This window comes from Aequorivita sp. Q41, assembly GCF_039831855.1.
In the GTDB taxonomy this organism is placed as follows: domain Bacteria; phylum Bacteroidota; class Bacteroidia; order Flavobacteriales; family Flavobacteriaceae; genus Aequorivita.
Window position 1 is genome coordinate 1,460,690 of the sequence record NZ_JBDPMS010000001.1, and the last position, 17,353, is coordinate 1,478,042.

A 17,353-nucleotide genomic window follows, 5' to 3' on the forward strand; every position below is an offset into this window, starting at 1 on the left:
ATAAAATAAATGTTTCTTAAAGCTTATACCAAAGAAACTCTTTTAAATTCAACTACGGCAACATCGCCATAAGAAGCTACATAAGCTGCAACACTCTTTTTGTCGTCTTTAATGAAGTTTTGGTCAAGTAACGCTTTTTCATGATCCAATGTAGTGTTGTCACTAATAAAACGCTCAATTTTTCCTGGAAGAATTTTATCCCAGATTTGCTCTGGCTTGCCTTCTGCTTTCAATTCTGCTTTTGCATCTTCTTCAGCTTGTGCAATAACTTCTGGAGTTAATTGTGCTCTTGAAATAAATTTTGGTACATTTTTAAGTGTTTTACCTAAACGCCCTAATTCAATATTGTCTTTTTCAATAACAGCGATTCTTGCTTCTGTTTCTGAAGCTATAAATTCTGGATCAAAATCTTTGTAAGAAAGTGTAGTAGCACCCATTGAAGCTACTTGCATTGATACGTCTTTTGTTAATTCTTCAGCCTTGTCAACTTTTTTAGAAAGACCTGTTAAGGCAGCAATTTTGTTAACGTGAACGTAAGAACCCACGTATGGCGCTTCCAAAATTTCGAAACCACCAATCTCAATTTTCTCACCAATTACACCGGTTTGTTCAGTCAATTTTTCTGCAACGGTCATTCCTTCAAAGTCTGCAGCTAAAAACTCTTCTTTTGAAGCTGTGTTTAATGCAACTTCAGCCAATTTGTTTGCCATTTCAACGTATGAGTCGTTTTTAGCAACAAAGTCTGTTTCACAGTTTAAAGAAATGATAACACCTTTTGTGTTATCGCTGTTTACTTTTGCAGTTGCAACACCTTCACTAGAGTCGCGATCTGCTCTTTTTTCAGCAATTTTTTGTCCTTTTTTTCTAAGAATAGCAATTGCTTCCTCCATGTTTCCTTCTGCCTCAACTAATGCCTTTTTACAGTCCATCATTCCAGCGCCGGTGGCTTGTCTTAGTTTATTTACTTCTGCGGCTGTTATTTTTGCCATTTGTATAAATTTTTAAGTTTAGTGTTAAAAAAAGTCGCTTAATTTATTTTCAACAAAGAAAAGAACCAAACGACTTTTAAATTTTAAGATACTGTTATTATTCTTCTTCGTTAAGAACTTCTTTTTTCGATTTTTGAAGAACAGGCTTTTTAGCTTCTTCCATAGCTGCTACATCTTCCTTGTCAGTTGAAGGTACTTCAGCTACTGCTTTTTTCACTTCTTTTTTAGGAGCTTTTGCTTTTTTAGCCATTCCTTCTTCATCATTATCATCTTCTTTTCCAGATTTTCTCTCAGAAAGTCCTTCAATTACAGCTTCTGAAACAAAGCTCATAATGCTTTCGATAGATTTAGAAGCATCGTCATTACTAGGTATTACGTAGTCGATAACACGTGGGTCACTATTGGTATCAACCATAGCGAAAATAGGAATGTTTAATTTCATAGCTTCAGCAACCGCAATGTGCTCGCGTGTTGTATCTACGATGAAAAGTGCTGCTGGAAGACGGCTCATGTCAGAAATAGAACCTAAGTTCTTTTCTAGTTTTGCACGAAGACGATCTACTGCTAAACGCTCTTTTTTAGAAAGAGTCATAAAAGTACCATCTTGCTTCATTCTATCAATAGAAGCCATTTTTTTAACGGCTTTACGAATAGTAACAAAGTTGGTAAGCATACCCCCAGGCCATCTTTCTGTGATGTAAGGCATGTTCGCATTCTTTGCTTTTTCAGCAACAATGTCTTTTGCTTGTTTTTTTGTAGCTACAAAAAGAATTTTGCGTCCACTAGCTGCTATTTTTTTAAGCGCTTCGTTAGCTTCTTCAATTTTTGCAGCGGTTTTGTAAAGGTTGATAATGTGGATCCCGTTGCGTTCCATATAGATATACGGCGCCATGTTTGGGTTCCATTTTCGGGTAAGGTGGCCAAAGTGCACACCAGCTTCAAGTAAGTCTTTTACTTCTACTTTTTTTGCCATTTTTGTTTTAGTTTACGTTCTGTGAAAGGATAGCAACCACTTCTATAAAGAATTTGGTTTAGATGCTAAACTAACCCCCGAATTTTTCGGGATAACAGCTTTTTTAATTAATAATAAATATGAACTTGTCAACTGCAATTGGGTATCCCAAGGGAGATACCCAATGAAGTTGAATACGATATTAACGTTTAGAGAACTGGAATTTCTTACGCGCTTTCTTCTGACCGAATTTCTTACGTTCAACCATTCTTGGATCTCTTGTAAGTAAACCTTCTGGTTTTAAGATGCCTCTGTTTTCGTCATTAAGCGTACACATAGCACGAGAAATTGCAAGACGAATTGCTTCTGCCTGTCCTGTAATTCCACCACCGAATACATTTACTGTAATGTCGAAAGTAGTTTCGTTATCTGTAAGTGTTAAAGGTTGTTTTACTTTATACTGAAGTGTTCCAGTTGGAAAGTAGTTTTCCAACTCACGCTTGTTGATTGTAATGTTCCCTTTTCCTTCTTTAAGGTACACACGTGCAACAGCGGTTTTTCTTCTGCCTATTTTGTGAATTGTTTCCATTACTTGTTGTCGTTAAAGTTAATTGCTCTAGGTTTTTGTGCTTCTTGACCGTGGTTTTCATCAACATAAACTTTTAGGTTTCTGAAGATTTCCGCGCCCAATTTGTTTTTAGGAAGCATTCCTTTCACAGCTTTTTCAACAAGCCTTGCAGGGTCTTTTTTGTACATTTCTGTAGCGGTAAGGCTACGTTGTCCACCAGGGTAGCCTGTGTGACGGATGTACGTTTTGTCTGTCCATTTGTTACCAGTAAGGTTAATTTTACTAGCATTTGTAATAATTACGTTATCACCGCAATCTACATGAGGGGTGAAACTTGGTTTGTGCTTACCACGAAGTAATTTAGCAACTTCGCTTGCAAGACGACCCAATGTTTGCCCGTCCGCATCTACTATCAACCATTCTTTTACAACGGTATTTTTGTTAGCAGATACTGTTTTGTAACTTAATGTATCCATTTAGTCTTTGTCAATTGTTAATAATTCATTGTTTTCTCACCATTAAACAAAACGGATTTTGTCTAAGAGGGGTGCAAATGTAGTGTTATTTATTTGAAAAGCAACATCGAAGAATGAAATTTTCTTTCTAAAAATCATTAACACAATCTATTAAATGGAGACTGACAAAAAATAAATATTCAATTAATGGTTTTTATGAAGCTACGACTCAATTGTTAAAATTAAATCGTCCTTTAAAACCATGTTGCCTGGTTTTAGTGCAATAGATTTTACTTTTCCAGCGTGTGTAGCTGTAATAGTAGTTTCCATTTTCATGGCTTCAATAATAAATAGGTGGTCATTCTTTTTAACTTCCTGCCCTTTTTTAACTAATACCTTATAAAGACTCCCTTGTAATGGAGCTCCATATTCACCAGAATCATCTGGGTTAGCTTTTACATTGGTTTCTTTATTAACAAGAATTGACTTGTCTTTAATTTCAATAAAGCGGTTTTCACCATTAACCGAAAAGAAAACAATGCGTACTCCATCTTCATTAGGAATTCCGACGGAAAGTAGTTTTACAATAATCGATTTTCCAGGCTCTAGTTCAATGATAGCTTCTTCTTGAAGTTTCATGCCATAAAAGAAATTTTCAGTAGCAAGTATGGCAACATTTCCATATTGCTTATATTTTTCATGGGCATTTTCAAACACACGAGGGTATAAACTATAGGATAAGAAATCTTCAAATTCAATAGGGCGTGTAAAGCCCTGTTGGAATTTTTTTCTAAATATAGCATATTCTGTATCAAAATCTATAGGCGCCAAGTGTGCGTTTGGCCTATCGGTATATGCTTTGTTGTTTTTTAGTATTATTTTTTGAAGCTCTTTTGGGAACCCCCCTAGTGGTTGTCCTAAGTCGCCTTTAAAGAAATTTAGTACTGATTCTGGGAAAGAAATATCTTGCCCACGCTTAAGCACATCTTCTGGATAGAGGTTGTTTGTTACCATAAAAATAGCCATATCGCCCACAACTTTTGAGCTTGGGGTTACTTTTACCAAATTTCCAAACATTTCATTTACCCTCGCATACATTTTTTTAACCTCATCAAAACGATCTTCTAGTCCTAAAGCTTCTGCTTGAGGGCGTAGGTTTGAATACTGCCCCCCTGGAATTTCATGTTGATATACTTCCGCAGTTCCTGCTTTTAAGCCAGATTCAAACGGATAATACATTTCACGTACATCTTCCCAATAATTAGAAAATTCATTCAGTTTATGAATGTTAAACTTATTTTCACGTGGCTGATTGCGCATCATTTCTACAATAGAATTGAAGTTAGGCTGAGAGGTAAGTCCCGAAAGGCCTCCTAATGCTACATCTACCACGTCTACCCCAGCTTCAATAGCCTTTAAATAGGTTGCAGATTGAATGGATGATGTATCATGCGTATGTAAATGCAACGGAATATTTACGGTATCTTTCAGGGCTAATATCAATTCTGTAGCGGCATAAGGCTTTAATAATCCTGCCATATCCTTAATGGCAATCATATGTGCACCGGCGTTTTCAAGGTCTTTTGCAAGTTGAGTATAGTATTTTAAAGTGTATTTGGTTTCTTTAGGGTCTAAAATATCACCAGTATAACTCATGGCTGCTTGAGCAATTCCACCTGTTTTGTTACGAACATAATTTATGCTAGGTTCCATTGCTTTCACCCAGTTTAAGGAGTCAAAGATTCTAAAAATATCAATTCCGTTTTCCCAAGAAGTTTCAAGGAATTTTTCAATAAGATTATCAGGATAAGCTTTATAGCCAACCCCATTTGATCCGCGAACTAACATTTGGAAGAGGATATTCGGCATTAATTTTCGAAGCTCACGTAAGCGTGTCCAAGGGCTTTCATTTAAAAAACGAAGGCAAACATCAAAAGTAGCGCCGCCCCACATTTCAATACTAAAGGTATTGGGGTGGTTTTTGGCAAAACTATCTGCCACCTTAAGCATATCGTGAGTTCTCATTCGTGTTGCCAATAGTGATTGATGTGCATCGCGAATGGTAGTGTCTGTATAATGAATCTTTTTTTCACTTTTAAGCCACGCACAAAATTTTTCAGCGCCCATTGCTGTAAGCATATCTTTGGTTCCCCTTGGAAAGTTTTCCATAGGCTCCATTTTTGGGATTTTTGGTGTTCTGAAAATTTTATTCTTATCAAATGTTTTTACATCAGGGTTTCCGTTTACAATTACTTCTCCCAAATAATTTACAATTTTTGAGGTTCTATCCTGAGGCAGTTTTATTTGAAATAAGGTAGGGGTGTTTGCTATAAAATTGACAGATGCTTTTCCGTCTTTAAAAACCTCGTGCTGAATTACATTTTGAAGAAAGTGGATGTTTGTCTTTACCCCTCGAATACGAAATTCTTTTAGTGCGCGCGTCATTTTTCGAACAGCACCATCTAAAGTTCGTCCGTGGGCTGAAACTTTTACAAGCATCGAATCAAAAAACGGACTTACACTATAGGATTGATAAATACTCCCTTCGTCCAGGCGGATGCCCATGCCTGAAGCACTTCTATAGGTGGTGATTGTGCCGTAGTCTGGTGTAAAATTGTTTTCAGGATCTTCTGTGGTTAATCGACATTGAAGTGCAAACCCATAGGTGGCAAGTGAATCCTGACCATAAATTTTTATTTGCTGATCAGAAAGTTTATACCCGCCAGCAACAAATATTTGTGTTTTTATTAAATCGATACCGGTAACCATTTCAGTTACGGTGTGTTCTACTTGAATTCTAGGGTTTACTTCAATAAAGTAAACATTATCATTTTCATCAACTAAAAACTCTACGGTTCCAACGTTGTTATAGTTTACTTCTGTGGCAATGTTGATGGCATATTTGTAAAGGGATTGCTTTACCTTTTCGGAAATATTATAGGAGGGGGCAATTTCTACAACTTTTTGATGCCTTCTTTGTACTGAACAATCGCGCTCAAAAAGATGACGTATGTTTCCGTGATTATCAGCTACTATCTGAACTTCTAGGTGTTTGGGATTTTCAACATATTTTTCAAGAAACATGGTGTCATCTCCAAAGGCATTTAAAGATTCACTTTTTGCAGACGCGAAGTTGTTTTTTAAATCAGCATCATTTCTAATAATACGCATTCCTCTTCCGCCACCGCCTGAGGCAGCTTTTAGCATTACGGGATAACCAATTAAATTGGCTTCTGAGAGTGCGATGTTTAAAGAGGTTAGTTTCTTGGTATTACTTTTTATAACTGGAACATTGCATTTTAGCGCAATTTTTTTAGCAGTAATTTTATCGCCCAGTGCATCCATAACTCTAGGATCTGGACCTATAAAAATAATTCCATTTTTGGCACATTTACGTGCAAATTCGGAGTTTTCAGACAAAAATCCGTATCCCGGGTGAATGGCATCTACATGTTTAGCTTTTGCTAAAGCAATTATTGCATCCCCATCTAAATAAGGTTTTAAAGGCTGGTCGTTTTCACCAATTTGGTACGATTCATCTGCTTTATAGCGGTGTTGTGAATAACGGTCTTCATAGGTAAAAATGGCTACTGTTTTTAAATTTATTTCTGTACAAGCACGTAAAACTCTAACGGCGATTTCACTGCGATTGGCAACCAATACTTTTTTAATTTCCATGGAAGAAGACTTTTATTTTTTATAATTAGTGAATATAACTTATGCCCTAAAGGTAGAAACACGATGCGTGCATAACAAACAAAAAAAGTAATTTAGCTGCTTTTTATCTATCTGAAATAATATAAGGATTTTCATTCTTATAATTTCTAATAATAAAATCTAAAGCACTTTTTAAAATTTGCCCCATATTGCGGGATTTTTTGAAATTTACATCGCCTGTTAGTTCAAATAAATCCATTTTTAATTCTTTTATTTTTTTTGGTGTTGAAATACGATCCTTTAGCATGCAATCCATAAGTTCTTTAAGACGATTTTTTTCACTGGTAGCTCGTTTTGCTAAAAGAGAACGCTCCTCGTTTTTGTATTGTTGTATGGAGGCTTCCTGGAGTAATTCGGAAGTCATTTTTACCAATTTATTGTTTTCTTTTAAAAACTGAGGAAGATAAACTCTCGCATTGCCTTCATAACTTTGTTGGTCAAAATCAATCCCGCGAATTCTATATTGAATCCGGTCAAAATCATGGGTTAGCACCATTACATAGTTATAGGAGCGCATATCGCCCAGGAGTCGCACAAAGCAGCGCTCGTTAAATTTCACAAACTCTTTTGCAATTTCTTTTTTATCTCTTTCCGAACATTTATCTAGGTTGTTTTCAATAAAATCGTCCCCCGGAATTCCAGAAATATGTTCTTCAATTAACGTATTGCCGTGTACCAAAAAGTTGATGTGGTTTGGAGAAAGAAGGTGCTCCAATTCCAATCCATAAATGCGGGAAGCGTCTGCTTTTTTTATATAAAGAAATAGGTAGTTGTCGTTTAGTATGTTTCGAACCTTTACACGGAATGGTTTTGAATTACCAAAGGTGCAAAAATCTATTTGGTCAATGTTTAAATAAGGTAAAAGGGTGTCGCTTCCGTCAGAGTGTAGAATAGAATACATTCTTTTAAGACTGAGGTTTATTTCTTCAGTTTCAAATTCAGAATAATACACACTCACCCAAAGCGTATCATCTCCGTTTTTATCATAAATTTTAATAGCACCCTGAAAACGCATCAGATCGTCATAATAGATTGGAATTTTTATATTCCGACCATGATGGTTTAGGTATTTTGAAAGCGCCTCCGTTATTGGATAAGTGGGTTTTTTCTTTGAAATCAGTTTGCTCATCTCTTCAGTAAATATTTACTAAAGATATGGATTTATACTGCAGTATAAAGACTAATTAGTTGAAAGCACCAAGAACACAGATTAAAAACGTGGCTTCAAAAATTATTCTTTTATAAATTTGTTCAAGGCAATGTTTTTTCCAGAATACACCTGTACATAATAAACGCCAGAGGCCAAGCTGGAAACATCTACGGTTGGGGAAACGGTATTTATATCAAGTTGTAAAACCTTACTGCCCATCATTGTGTAAATGTTTACTTGGTTTATGGTATTGTCTTGAGTGTTTAGTTGTAAAGTGTTCTTTGCTGGGTTGGGGTAGAGGGTTATTGCTTTATTAAAAGTGTTTTTTTCTAAGCCTAAGGTTGAGGCATGTTTTATGATCCAATAATCTTGGTCACCACGGGAATTTTCGGTTTTGTCTCCTGAGATATTACTACTTGAATTTCCCCCTAAAATATAACTTCCATCGGATGATTGAATAACTGAAGTTATCCCATCAATCTCACTTCCGCCGATTGTGTTTTGCCACTCAATGATGCCAACGTTATTTATTTTAACTAACCAACAATCAAAATTGCCCTGTCCATTTTCAGATTTATCACCAGAGATATCTGATCTGGAGAATCCTCCTAAAATATATCCTCCATCGGTGGTTTGGTTTGCAGAATAGGCTTGATCAATATCATTACCTCCAATAGTATTTTGCCATTCTATTGTTCCAGAAGAATTTAATTTAATAATCCAATAATCTGAACCGCCTAATGAATTTTCTGTTTTATCACCTGAAATATCAGATGAGGATCTGCCTGATAATAAGAAACCGTTATCTGATGTTTGAATTATAGAATTCAAAACATCTGTTTGGCTTCCACCAATTGTTTTGTCCCACTCAATGGTTCCAGAAGAATTTAATTTTACAATCCAATAATCATATTCACCTTTTGAATTTTCAGTTTTATCACCGGAAATGTTGGATTCTGAATATCCTCCAAGAATAAAACCACCATCTGAAGTTAATGTCATTGAGGCAAATGAATCAAAGGATGAACCACCAATTGTTTTCTGCCAAACAATATTTCCTGAGACGTCTAATTTTAATAACCAATAATCATCTTCTCCAATTGCATTTTCTGTCTTGTCGCCAGAAATATTAGACCAGGAATCACCACATATGTAGTACCCATCGTTAATAACCTTGATTTGGGGAAAACTATCAGAATCACTTCCACCAATCGTTTTATCCCACTCCACATTTCCTGCAGCATCAAGTTTTACAATCCAGAAATCATCCAATCCTCTTGAATTTTCAGTTTTATCGCCTGAAATATTTGAAGACGATTCGCCTGCCAAAATATATCCTCCATCAGGAGTTAATTCAAGTGAATGTATATCATCGAATCCAATTCCGCCAATGGAATTCTGCCATTCAATTTCACCATTTACATCAATTTTGATTATCCACATGTCAATATATCCGTTGGAAGCTTCAGTTTTATCACCAGTAATGTCTGAGAGGGACGCCCCTCCCAAAATATAACCTCCATCTGGGGTCTGTTTTAAATCATTAAAGTATTCTACTAGACTCCCTCCAATAGTACGCTGCCAAAGAATATTTGGGTCCTGAGCATAAATGGAAAATACTGAAAACAATAACGCTATAAGGACAGCCGTCTTTTTCATAATAAATTTAATTTGGGTTTTCCTGACGCAATATATATAATTGAAATCAAAAATAAAATATGCTATTTTGTAATTTGTAATTTGTTATTTGGGATTTTCGCCCCAAGGCGATTAATGTGCCTCCAACCAATTTTCCCCCACGCCCATATCTACATCTAAGGGAACGGAAAGTTTGTAGGCATTTTCCATTTCGTGCTTTACCATGGTTTTTAGTTTTTCCAATTCTGGTTTATAAGCATCAAAAACAAGTTCATCATGCACCTGCAGCAACATCTTGCTTTGGTAATTTTCAGTTTCTAGTTTTTTGTGAATGTGTATCATTGCAATTTTAATGATATCTGCGGCACTTCCCTGAATTGGTGCGTTTACAGCGTTTCGTTCTGCAGCGCCACGTACAACGGCATTGCTTCCGTTGATGTCTTTTAAGTAGCGTCTTCTTCCTAAAACGGTTTGTACATAGCTATTTTCACGGGCAAAATCAATTTGTTCGCTTATATAATTCCGAAGTTTTGGGTACGATTTATAATAAGTTTCTATCAAATCTTTTGCTTCACTTCTGGAAAGATCTGTTTGGTTGCTTAAGCCAAAAGCGGAAGCACCGTAAATTATTCCAAAATTCACTGTTTTGGCATTGCTTCGTTGTTCGCGGGTTACTTCACTTAAAGGAACATTAAATACTTTTGAAGCCGTGGAAGCGTGAATATCCTCACCATTTTTAAATGCTTCAATCATCGTATCTTCTTCGCTTAAAGCAGCAATAATACGCAGTTCTATCTGACTGTAATCTGCAGCCATCAAAACGTAATCTTCGTTTCTTGGAATGAATGCTTTCCGAACTTCACGTCCACGTTCGGTTCTAATTGGAATGTTTTGTAGGTTAGGGTTATTACTACTTAAACGCCCCGTGGCTGCAACGGTCTGCATATAATCTGTGTGTACGCGGCCTGTTGATTTTTCTACCTGTTCTGGTAACGCATCAACATAGGTGCTTTTTAGTTTTGCAAGTCCGCGGTATTCCAAAACATCGCGAATTATTTTATGATCTTTTGCCAAATACGAAAGCACATCTTCAGCGGTGGAAAATTGCCCTGTTTTGGTTTTTTTCGGTTTTTCAATGAGTTTTAATTTTCCGAAAAGAATCTCACCCAATTGTTTTGGGGAAGCAATATTAAAGGTTTCACCAGCTTCCTCATAAATACTCTTTTCCAATTGAAGAATATCTGTGTCGAGTTTTTTAGAAAGGTTTTTTAGAAATTCCTCATCCAAATTGATGCCTTCCAGCTCCATGGCTGCGAGAACCCGAAGCAAGGGCACTTCAATTTCATCAAAAAGTTTTTGGGTGTTTGCTTCCCCCAATTCATTTTCAAAATGTTTTTTTAATTGATAGGTTACGTCTGCATCTTCAACGGCATATTCGGTTTGCTTTTCAACAGGCACATCACGCATGCTCAGTTGGTTTTTGCCTTTTTTTCCTATCAATTCGGTAATGGAAACGGGGGTGTAATTTAAATACGTCTCGCTCAAAACATCCATATTATGGCGCATATCTGGATTTATAAGATAATGCGCAAGCATGGTATCAAACAGATTTCCTTTTACTGAAATGTTGTATTTCGCCAGTACTTTTATGTCGTATTTTAAATTTTGACCAATTTTCTGAATGGATTCAGCTTCAAAAAACGGACGAATTTGTTCTAAAAGTTGTTGCGTTTCTTCACGGTTTTCTGGAAACGGAATGTAAAAACCTTTGCCCTTTTCCCAAGAAAAAGCAATGCCAACCAATTCAGCTTCCAAAGGATTTAGCCCAGTGGTTTCGGTGTCAAAACATACACTTTTTTGCTTCATTAAATTCTGAAGAAATAATTTAGTGCCCATTCCAGCTTGAACAGTTTGATAAAAATGTTCCGTATTTTCAATAGTTGCTCGCGCGTTAAAGCTTTTAATCGTTTCAGTTGCTTCGCCGTCATTGCCGAAAAGCGAAAACTGCCCTTCCCCCGCAGTGTTAATTTTAGGGGTCTTAGGTTTTACATCTGAAGTAGTGTCGAGTTCTTGATTTTCACGGCTTGTACCAACAGACGCCATTCCTTCAATAGAAAAGGCATTTAAAAAATTAGCTTTAAGTCTTCTAAACTCTAAATCTTCAAAAATAGCCAAGACTTTTTCGGTGTCTGGCGGACACATTTCAAAATCATCTTCGTTAAATTCAACAGGAACATCCAGCATAATAGTAGCTAGCTTTTTGCTGAGTAACCCCAATTCGCCATTTGCCTCCACTTTTTCTTTCATCTTACCTTTTAGCTGGGCGGTATTTGCAAGCAGTCCTTCCATAGAGCCAAATTCTGCCAAAAATTTCTTTGCAGTTTTTTCGCCTACGCCTGGAAGCCCAGGAATGTTATCGCTGCTATCACCCATCATCCCAAGAAAATCAATTACTTGTAGTGGGTCTTTTACTTCAAATTTTTTCTGCACTTCTGGGATGCCCCAAGTTTCATAACCCCCGCCAAAAACGGGGCGGTACATAAAAATATTTTCGGAAACTAATTGTGCAAAATCCTTGTCTGGCGTAACCATAAAGGTGGTATACCCTTCCTTTTCAGCCTTTTTTGCTAAGGTTCCTATTACGTCATCTGCTTCAAAACCTTCTTTTACCATGATTGGTATTTTCATGGCTTCAAGAATATTGTAAATGTATGGGATGGCAAACCTGATAGCGTCTGGAGTTTCGTCTCTATTTGCTTTGTATTCAGGAAACATTTCGTTTCGGGCTTCGCTGCCACCTTTATCAAAGCAAACCGCTAAATGGTCTGGACGTTCTCGTTTTACTACGTCTATAAGTGAGTTCATAAACCCCATGATTGCTGAGGTATTCTGACCTTTACTGTTTATCTGAGGGTTTTTTATAAAGGCAAAATACCCACGAAAAATAAGGGCATAGGCATCAACAAGGAAGAGGCGTTTTTTTTCTGACATAATTTTGGATAAGCGTATCCTTCAAAAGTAAAAAGAACCCTTTAGAAATAAAGCGTTTTCTATGAAAAAGAAATTTATTTGTAAAATGGGTATTATAAAAGGCAATTCGTATTTTTCGCCCTTCATAAATACTAAGAATCATGAATAAAAAATACGCCTTAGCAATTCACGGCGGTGCTGGAACACTTGTAAAAGGACTGATGACGCCTAAAAAAGAAGCGCAATATAAAGCAGCTTTAAACAATGCACTTGAAAAAGGGTATGCAATTCTTGAAAACAAAGGAAGTGCCATGGATGCTGTTGAAGCTGCTGTAAAAGCATTGGAAGATTCGCCGCTTTTTAATGCCGGAAAAGGAAGTGTTTTTACTAATGAGGGGACGCATGAAATGGATGCCTCAATTATGGATGGAAAAACATTGGCTGCAGGCGCAGTTTCATTAATTACAGGAATAAAAAACCCAGTTTCACTGGCGCGCGATATCATGGAAAAATCCGATCATGTTTTCTTGGCGGGTGAAGGGGCAATGCGTTTTGCAAAAAGTTTGGATTACAGTATAGAGTCGCCTGAATATTTTTACGATGCACTTCGGTATCAACAATGGCAAGAAATAAAGGACAGTGATTCTTTTCAGCTAGATCACAGTGTAAAAAAGGACAGTAAATTTGGTACAGTTGGCGCTGTTGCTTGCGATAAAAACGGAACTATTGCAGCTGCAACCTCAACTGGCGGGATGACCAACAAACGTTGGGGTCGTGTAGGTGATAGCCCGATGATTGGTGCTGGTAACTACGCTAATAATAAAACTTGTGCCGTAAGTTGTACAGGAAGTGGCGAATTTTTTATCCGCGGTGTGGTGGCTTACGATGTTTCCTGTTTGATGGAATATAAAGGGTTGTCATTAAAGAAAGCAGCTTCAGAAGTAATAAACAAAAGGGTTTTAGACATTGGTGGAGATGGCGGATTAATCGCGGTAGACACCAATGGAAATATAGCAATGCCTTTTAATACAGAAGGCATGTACCGCGCTTATAAAACTTCGGAAGGGGAAATTGAGGTTAAAATTTATAAAGAATAATGCGATTGGTTTTGAAGCATTTTTACCGCTTACAAAGTCTGCGCATCCGTCATTTCAATATGAACAGGTGATATCTTTATTTTCTTTTTCTTAATATCTAGTTTGTCTCCATTTGCTAATATGTGCGTTTTTAAATTGGTAAGCGACATTGGGGAGCCTTCTGTCACAACTTTTTGATTGTTGTGTTTCAGTTTTCTTGGATCAAAAACAATTACCATTCCTGAGCCAATTACTTCGGCTACATTGCCATTTTTAATTATCAAACCGGTGTCTTCAGCCAGCCCAATTCCAATTAATTTTGGATGTCGAGCTACTGCTTCCGCCAAACGCCCAAAACGTCCACGACGAATAAAATGTGAATCGATAATAAGGTTTGGAATAAAACTCATTCCAGCTCCCATCCCTACGGCACCTTTAGTAAAAGCTTCTTTTATGCCACCACCAGTAATCATTTCTTGGCTCATACACATTGCTCCAGCACTGGTGCCAGCAATAACAAAATTGTCTTTTTGATAGCGTTCTAAAATAATTTTATGCAAGAGGGTACCGCCAATGAATTGGACAATTTTTGACTGATCACCCCCAGAAAACATAACACAGTCTGCTTTTTTCATCAATTCTAAATGAAGTGGGTCTTCAGCTTCTTGTCTGTTGCGAATATCCATAATATGAATATTGTTGCAGCCTAATTTTCCAAAGGCTTGCAGGTAATTTTCACTTACTTCAACTGGAATGCTGGAGGCGGTTGGAACCACAACAATCAAGGCGTCTTTACCGCCACTTTCTCGAACTACACGTGATAGAATTCCTTCTTGAATATATTCTAAAGTATATATTTCACTTTCTTCAATTCCTTTGTCTTCGTTTCCGCCAACAGGGATGAGTGTTCCTTTTACGCTCATGAATTTATTTGGTTTGCGGGCAAAAATACGCTAATTGTTATAAAAATTAATTATATATTTATCAAATTCATACTAAACTAATAAATTAACCAACTTATGCGAATTAGGGAAATCAACGCCATGCGAGGACCAAACTACTGGTCTGTTCGTCGTCATAAATTAATTGTAATGGTCTTAGATCTAGAGGAAATGGAAGCATTTCCTTCAAATAAAATAGAAGGGTTTAGTGACCGATTGAAAATGATGTTCCCCAGTATGTATAGTCATCGTTGTAGTGTTGGTGAGCCTGGTGGTTTTTTTAAAAGAGTGGAAGATGGCACCTGGATGGGGCATATTATTGAACACATTGCGCTCGAAATACAAACGCTGGCAGATATGGATACGGGTTTCGGAAGAACGCGTGATTATGGTGAAAAAGGAGTTTATAATGTTGTATTTAGTTATGTAGAAGAGAATGTAGGACGTTATGCCGCTAAAGCAGCCGTTGCTATTTGTGAAGCACTTATTTCTGGTGATAGCTATAATCTGGAGGCTGATATTCAAAAAATGAGAGAGATTCGTGAAGATGAACGCCTTGGGCCAAGTACAGGTTCTATTGTTGAGGAAGCTGAAGCAAGAGGAATTCCATGGATTCGGTTAAATAAATATTCCCTTTGCCAATTGGGCTATGGTGCAAATCAAAAAAGAATTCAAGCAACAGTAACCTCTGAAACTAGTAGTATTGGTGTGGAATTGGCCTGCGATAAAGAGGATACAAAATACCTTTTAGAACAAGCCGAAGTTGAAGTGCCGCGTGGCGATATTATTTCACGGGAAAGCAGTTTAGAAGAAGCGTGTCGTTATGTCGGTTTTCCGTTGGTGGTAAAACCAATTGATGGCAATCACGGACGTGGGATTACTGTAAATATTAAAACTTATGAGGATGCGCTGGTCGCTTTCAAAGAAGCAAAAGAAGTTTCAAATAAAGTAATTATTGAAAAATATATTACAGGCGAAGATTATAGATTGCTTGTAATAAACAATGTGTTGGTAGCCGCTGCAAAACGTACACCCGCAAAAGTTGTTGGCGATGGAAAATCTACCATCAAAGAACTTATAGATGAGGTTAACAGCGACCCGCGTCGTGGTTACGGGCATGAAAATGTGCTTACCAAAATAACATTAAATAATCTTACAAAAACTATCATTGCAGCTAAAGGTTATACCGAAGATTCGGTGCCTAAAAAAGATGAAGTAGTAATATTAAAAGACACTGCAAACCTAAGTACTGGTGGTACGGCAGAGGATGTAACAGATATTGTGCACCCTTCAAACGTTTCTATGGCAGAGCGTATTTCAAAAATTATAGATCTTGATATTTGTGGAATAGATATAATGACTACAGATATTAGCCAACCCTTGGAGGAAACTGGAGGTGCCGTTTTAGAAGTAAATGCTGGTCCCGGATTTAGAATGCATTTAGCCCCAACCACTGGCTTGCCACGAAATGTTGCAGCTCCTGTTGTAGATAAATTATTTCCAAATCATGGCGACACGGGACGGATTCCTATTATTTCAGTATCTGGAACCAACGGAAAAACGACTACAACTCGGTTAATTGCACATATTGCAAAAATGAAAGGATATCGTGTGGGGTATACCACTAGTGATGGAGTGTATATTCAAAATAGACTGTTAATGAAGGGCGATTGCACCGGTCCTGCAAGTGCAGAATTTGTGCTAAAAGACCCAACGGTAAATTTCGCTGTTTTAGAATGTGCTCGTGGCGGATTGTTACGTGCAGGTCTTGGCTTTAAAAAATGTGATGTTGGTATCGTTACAAATGTTGCAGCAGACCATTTAGGGCTAAAAGGAATTCATACAATTGAACAACTTGCAAAGGTAAAAGGGGTGATTCCAGAAACTGTTTTGCCTGAAGGCTATGCAATTCTAAATGCAGATGACGATTTGGTCTATGAAATGCGTAGAAACATTAGCTGTAAGCTTGCGCTTTTTTCAATGGATGAAGAAAATCCACGTATTAAAGCACTTCAAAAACTTGGCGGCATTACAGCAATTTATGAAAATGGATATGTTACCCTTTGCCGTGGCACATGGAAAATGCGTATTATGAAAGCTGAAAATATTCCATTAACTTATGGTGGAAAAGCTGCGTTTATGATTCAAAACATTCTTCCAGCAGTTATTGCAGCAAATGTGCGCGGAATTAGTATTGAAGATACCAAAATGGCTTTGGAAACTTTTATTCCTTCAGCTTCGCAAACCCCGGGAAGGTTGAATTTCTTCCAATTTGAAAATTTTAGCATTTTGCTTGATTATGCTCACAATCCAGCCGGCATGAGAGCCCTTCAAAAGTTTACAGACTCACTTGAAGCAACTGAAAAAATTGGAATTATTGCTGGAGTAGGCGATCGAAGAGAAGAAGACACCAATGAATTAGGTAGCATTGCCGCTGAAATGTTTGATGAAATAATAATCCGCCAGGACAAACACCTTCGTGGAAAATCTGAAGAACAGCTTATTAAAATGCTGAATGATGGAATTAAAATGAAGGATCCCAATAAAAAGACAACCATCATTCCTTCAGAAAAAGAAGCGATTACCCATGCTGTAAAAAATGCAAAAAAGGGGACGTTGATTATTTGTTGTAGCGATGTAATTCCAGATGCACTAGAACTTGTTATGAAGTTTAAAGAACAAGAAAGTAAGGGAGAGGTAATTTTTGCCCAATAAAAATAAGTAGGACCTCAATAAAAAGATAGTTTGCATTTTTAAACGTTAGCGATATATATACTGTTTATAACAAACGAGTCCTAAAAAGCTTTAATGGCTTTTTAGGACTCGTTATTTTATTTAAAAACGTGTTTTAAACTATAAAACCGTTAAAATAAAGTGAAGTTTTGTTTCATTTTTTT

At 37.0% G+C, this 17,353-nt stretch carries 11 protein-coding genes; 2 read left to right on the forward strand and 9 right to left on the reverse strand.

Annotation, left to right across the window (positions count from 1 at the left end; all coding sequences use genetic code 11):
* Nucleotides 1–23: 23 nt before the first annotated feature.
* From tsf to polA, 8 genes are all read right to left on the reverse strand, one after another.
* Nucleotides 24–989 (reverse strand): translation elongation factor Ts, encoded by a 966-nt coding sequence (gene tsf / locus ABJ955_RS06770; RefSeq protein WP_347373838.1) that lies wholly within the window; start codon nucleotides 987–989, stop codon nucleotides 24–26.
* A 97-nt stretch (nucleotides 990–1,086) separates the two neighbouring features.
* Nucleotides 1,087–1,962: a 30S ribosomal protein S2 gene (gene rpsB / locus ABJ955_RS06775; protein WP_347373839.1), complete on the reverse strand. Its 876-nt coding sequence runs from the start codon at nucleotides 1,960–1,962 to the stop codon at nucleotides 1,087–1,089.
* Between the two features lie 181 nt (nucleotides 1,963–2,143).
* Entirely contained in the window at nucleotides 2,144–2,530 is a 387-nt protein-coding gene (gene rpsI / locus ABJ955_RS06780; RefSeq protein ID WP_347373840.1) for a 30S ribosomal protein S9, read from the reverse strand.
* Nucleotides 2,530–2,985 (reverse strand): 50S ribosomal protein L13, encoded by a 456-nt coding sequence (gene rplM, locus ABJ955_RS06785; protein ID WP_347373841.1) that lies wholly within the window; start codon nucleotides 2,983–2,985, stop codon nucleotides 2,530–2,532. The genes rpsI and rplM overlap by 1 nt, the downstream gene beginning before the upstream one ends.
* 201 nt (nucleotides 2,986–3,186) lie before the next feature.
* Entirely contained in the window at nucleotides 3,187–6,642 is a 3,456-nt protein-coding gene (locus ABJ955_RS06790) for a pyruvate carboxylase (protein WP_347373842.1), read from the reverse strand.
* 103 nt (nucleotides 6,643–6,745) lie between these two features.
* Nucleotides 6,746–7,810, reverse strand: a complete 1,065-nt coding sequence (locus ABJ955_RS06795) for a hypothetical protein (RefSeq protein ID WP_347373843.1) — start codon at nucleotides 7,808–7,810, stop codon at nucleotides 6,746–6,748.
* Nucleotides 7,811–7,912: 102 nt separating this feature from the next.
* Entirely contained in the window at nucleotides 7,913–9,490 is a 1,578-nt protein-coding gene (locus ABJ955_RS06800) for a T9SS type A sorting domain-containing protein (RefSeq protein ID WP_347373844.1), read from the reverse strand.
* A gap of 111 nt (nucleotides 9,491–9,601) precedes the next feature.
* A complete protein-coding gene (polA, locus tag ABJ955_RS06805; protein WP_347373845.1) occupies nucleotides 9,602–12,460 on the reverse strand; it encodes a DNA polymerase I in 2,859 nt (952 codons plus the stop codon).
* Nucleotides 12,461–12,600: 140 nt separating this feature from the next.
* Here polA and ABJ955_RS06810 point away from each other — a divergent pair, with 140 nt between their 5' ends.
* Nucleotides 12,601–13,536 (forward strand): isoaspartyl peptidase/L-asparaginase, encoded by a 936-nt coding sequence (locus ABJ955_RS06810; RefSeq protein ID WP_347373846.1) that lies wholly within the window; start codon nucleotides 12,601–12,603, stop codon nucleotides 13,534–13,536.
* A 29-nt stretch (nucleotides 13,537–13,565) separates the two neighbouring features.
* Here ABJ955_RS06810 and ABJ955_RS06815 read toward each other — a convergent pair whose 3' ends face one another.
* Nucleotides 13,566–14,438: a cyanophycinase gene (locus tag ABJ955_RS06815; protein ID WP_347373847.1), complete on the reverse strand. Its 873-nt coding sequence runs from the start codon at nucleotides 14,436–14,438 to the stop codon at nucleotides 13,566–13,568.
* Nucleotides 14,439–14,534: 96 nt separating this feature from the next.
* Between ABJ955_RS06815 and cphA the strand changes: the two genes are divergently transcribed.
* Nucleotides 14,535–17,171, forward strand: coding sequence for a cyanophycin synthetase (gene cphA / locus ABJ955_RS06820; RefSeq protein ID WP_347373848.1), 2,637 nt, complete (start codon nucleotides 14,535–14,537; stop codon nucleotides 17,169–17,171).
* The last annotated feature ends 182 nt before the right edge of the window (nucleotides 17,172–17,353 follow it).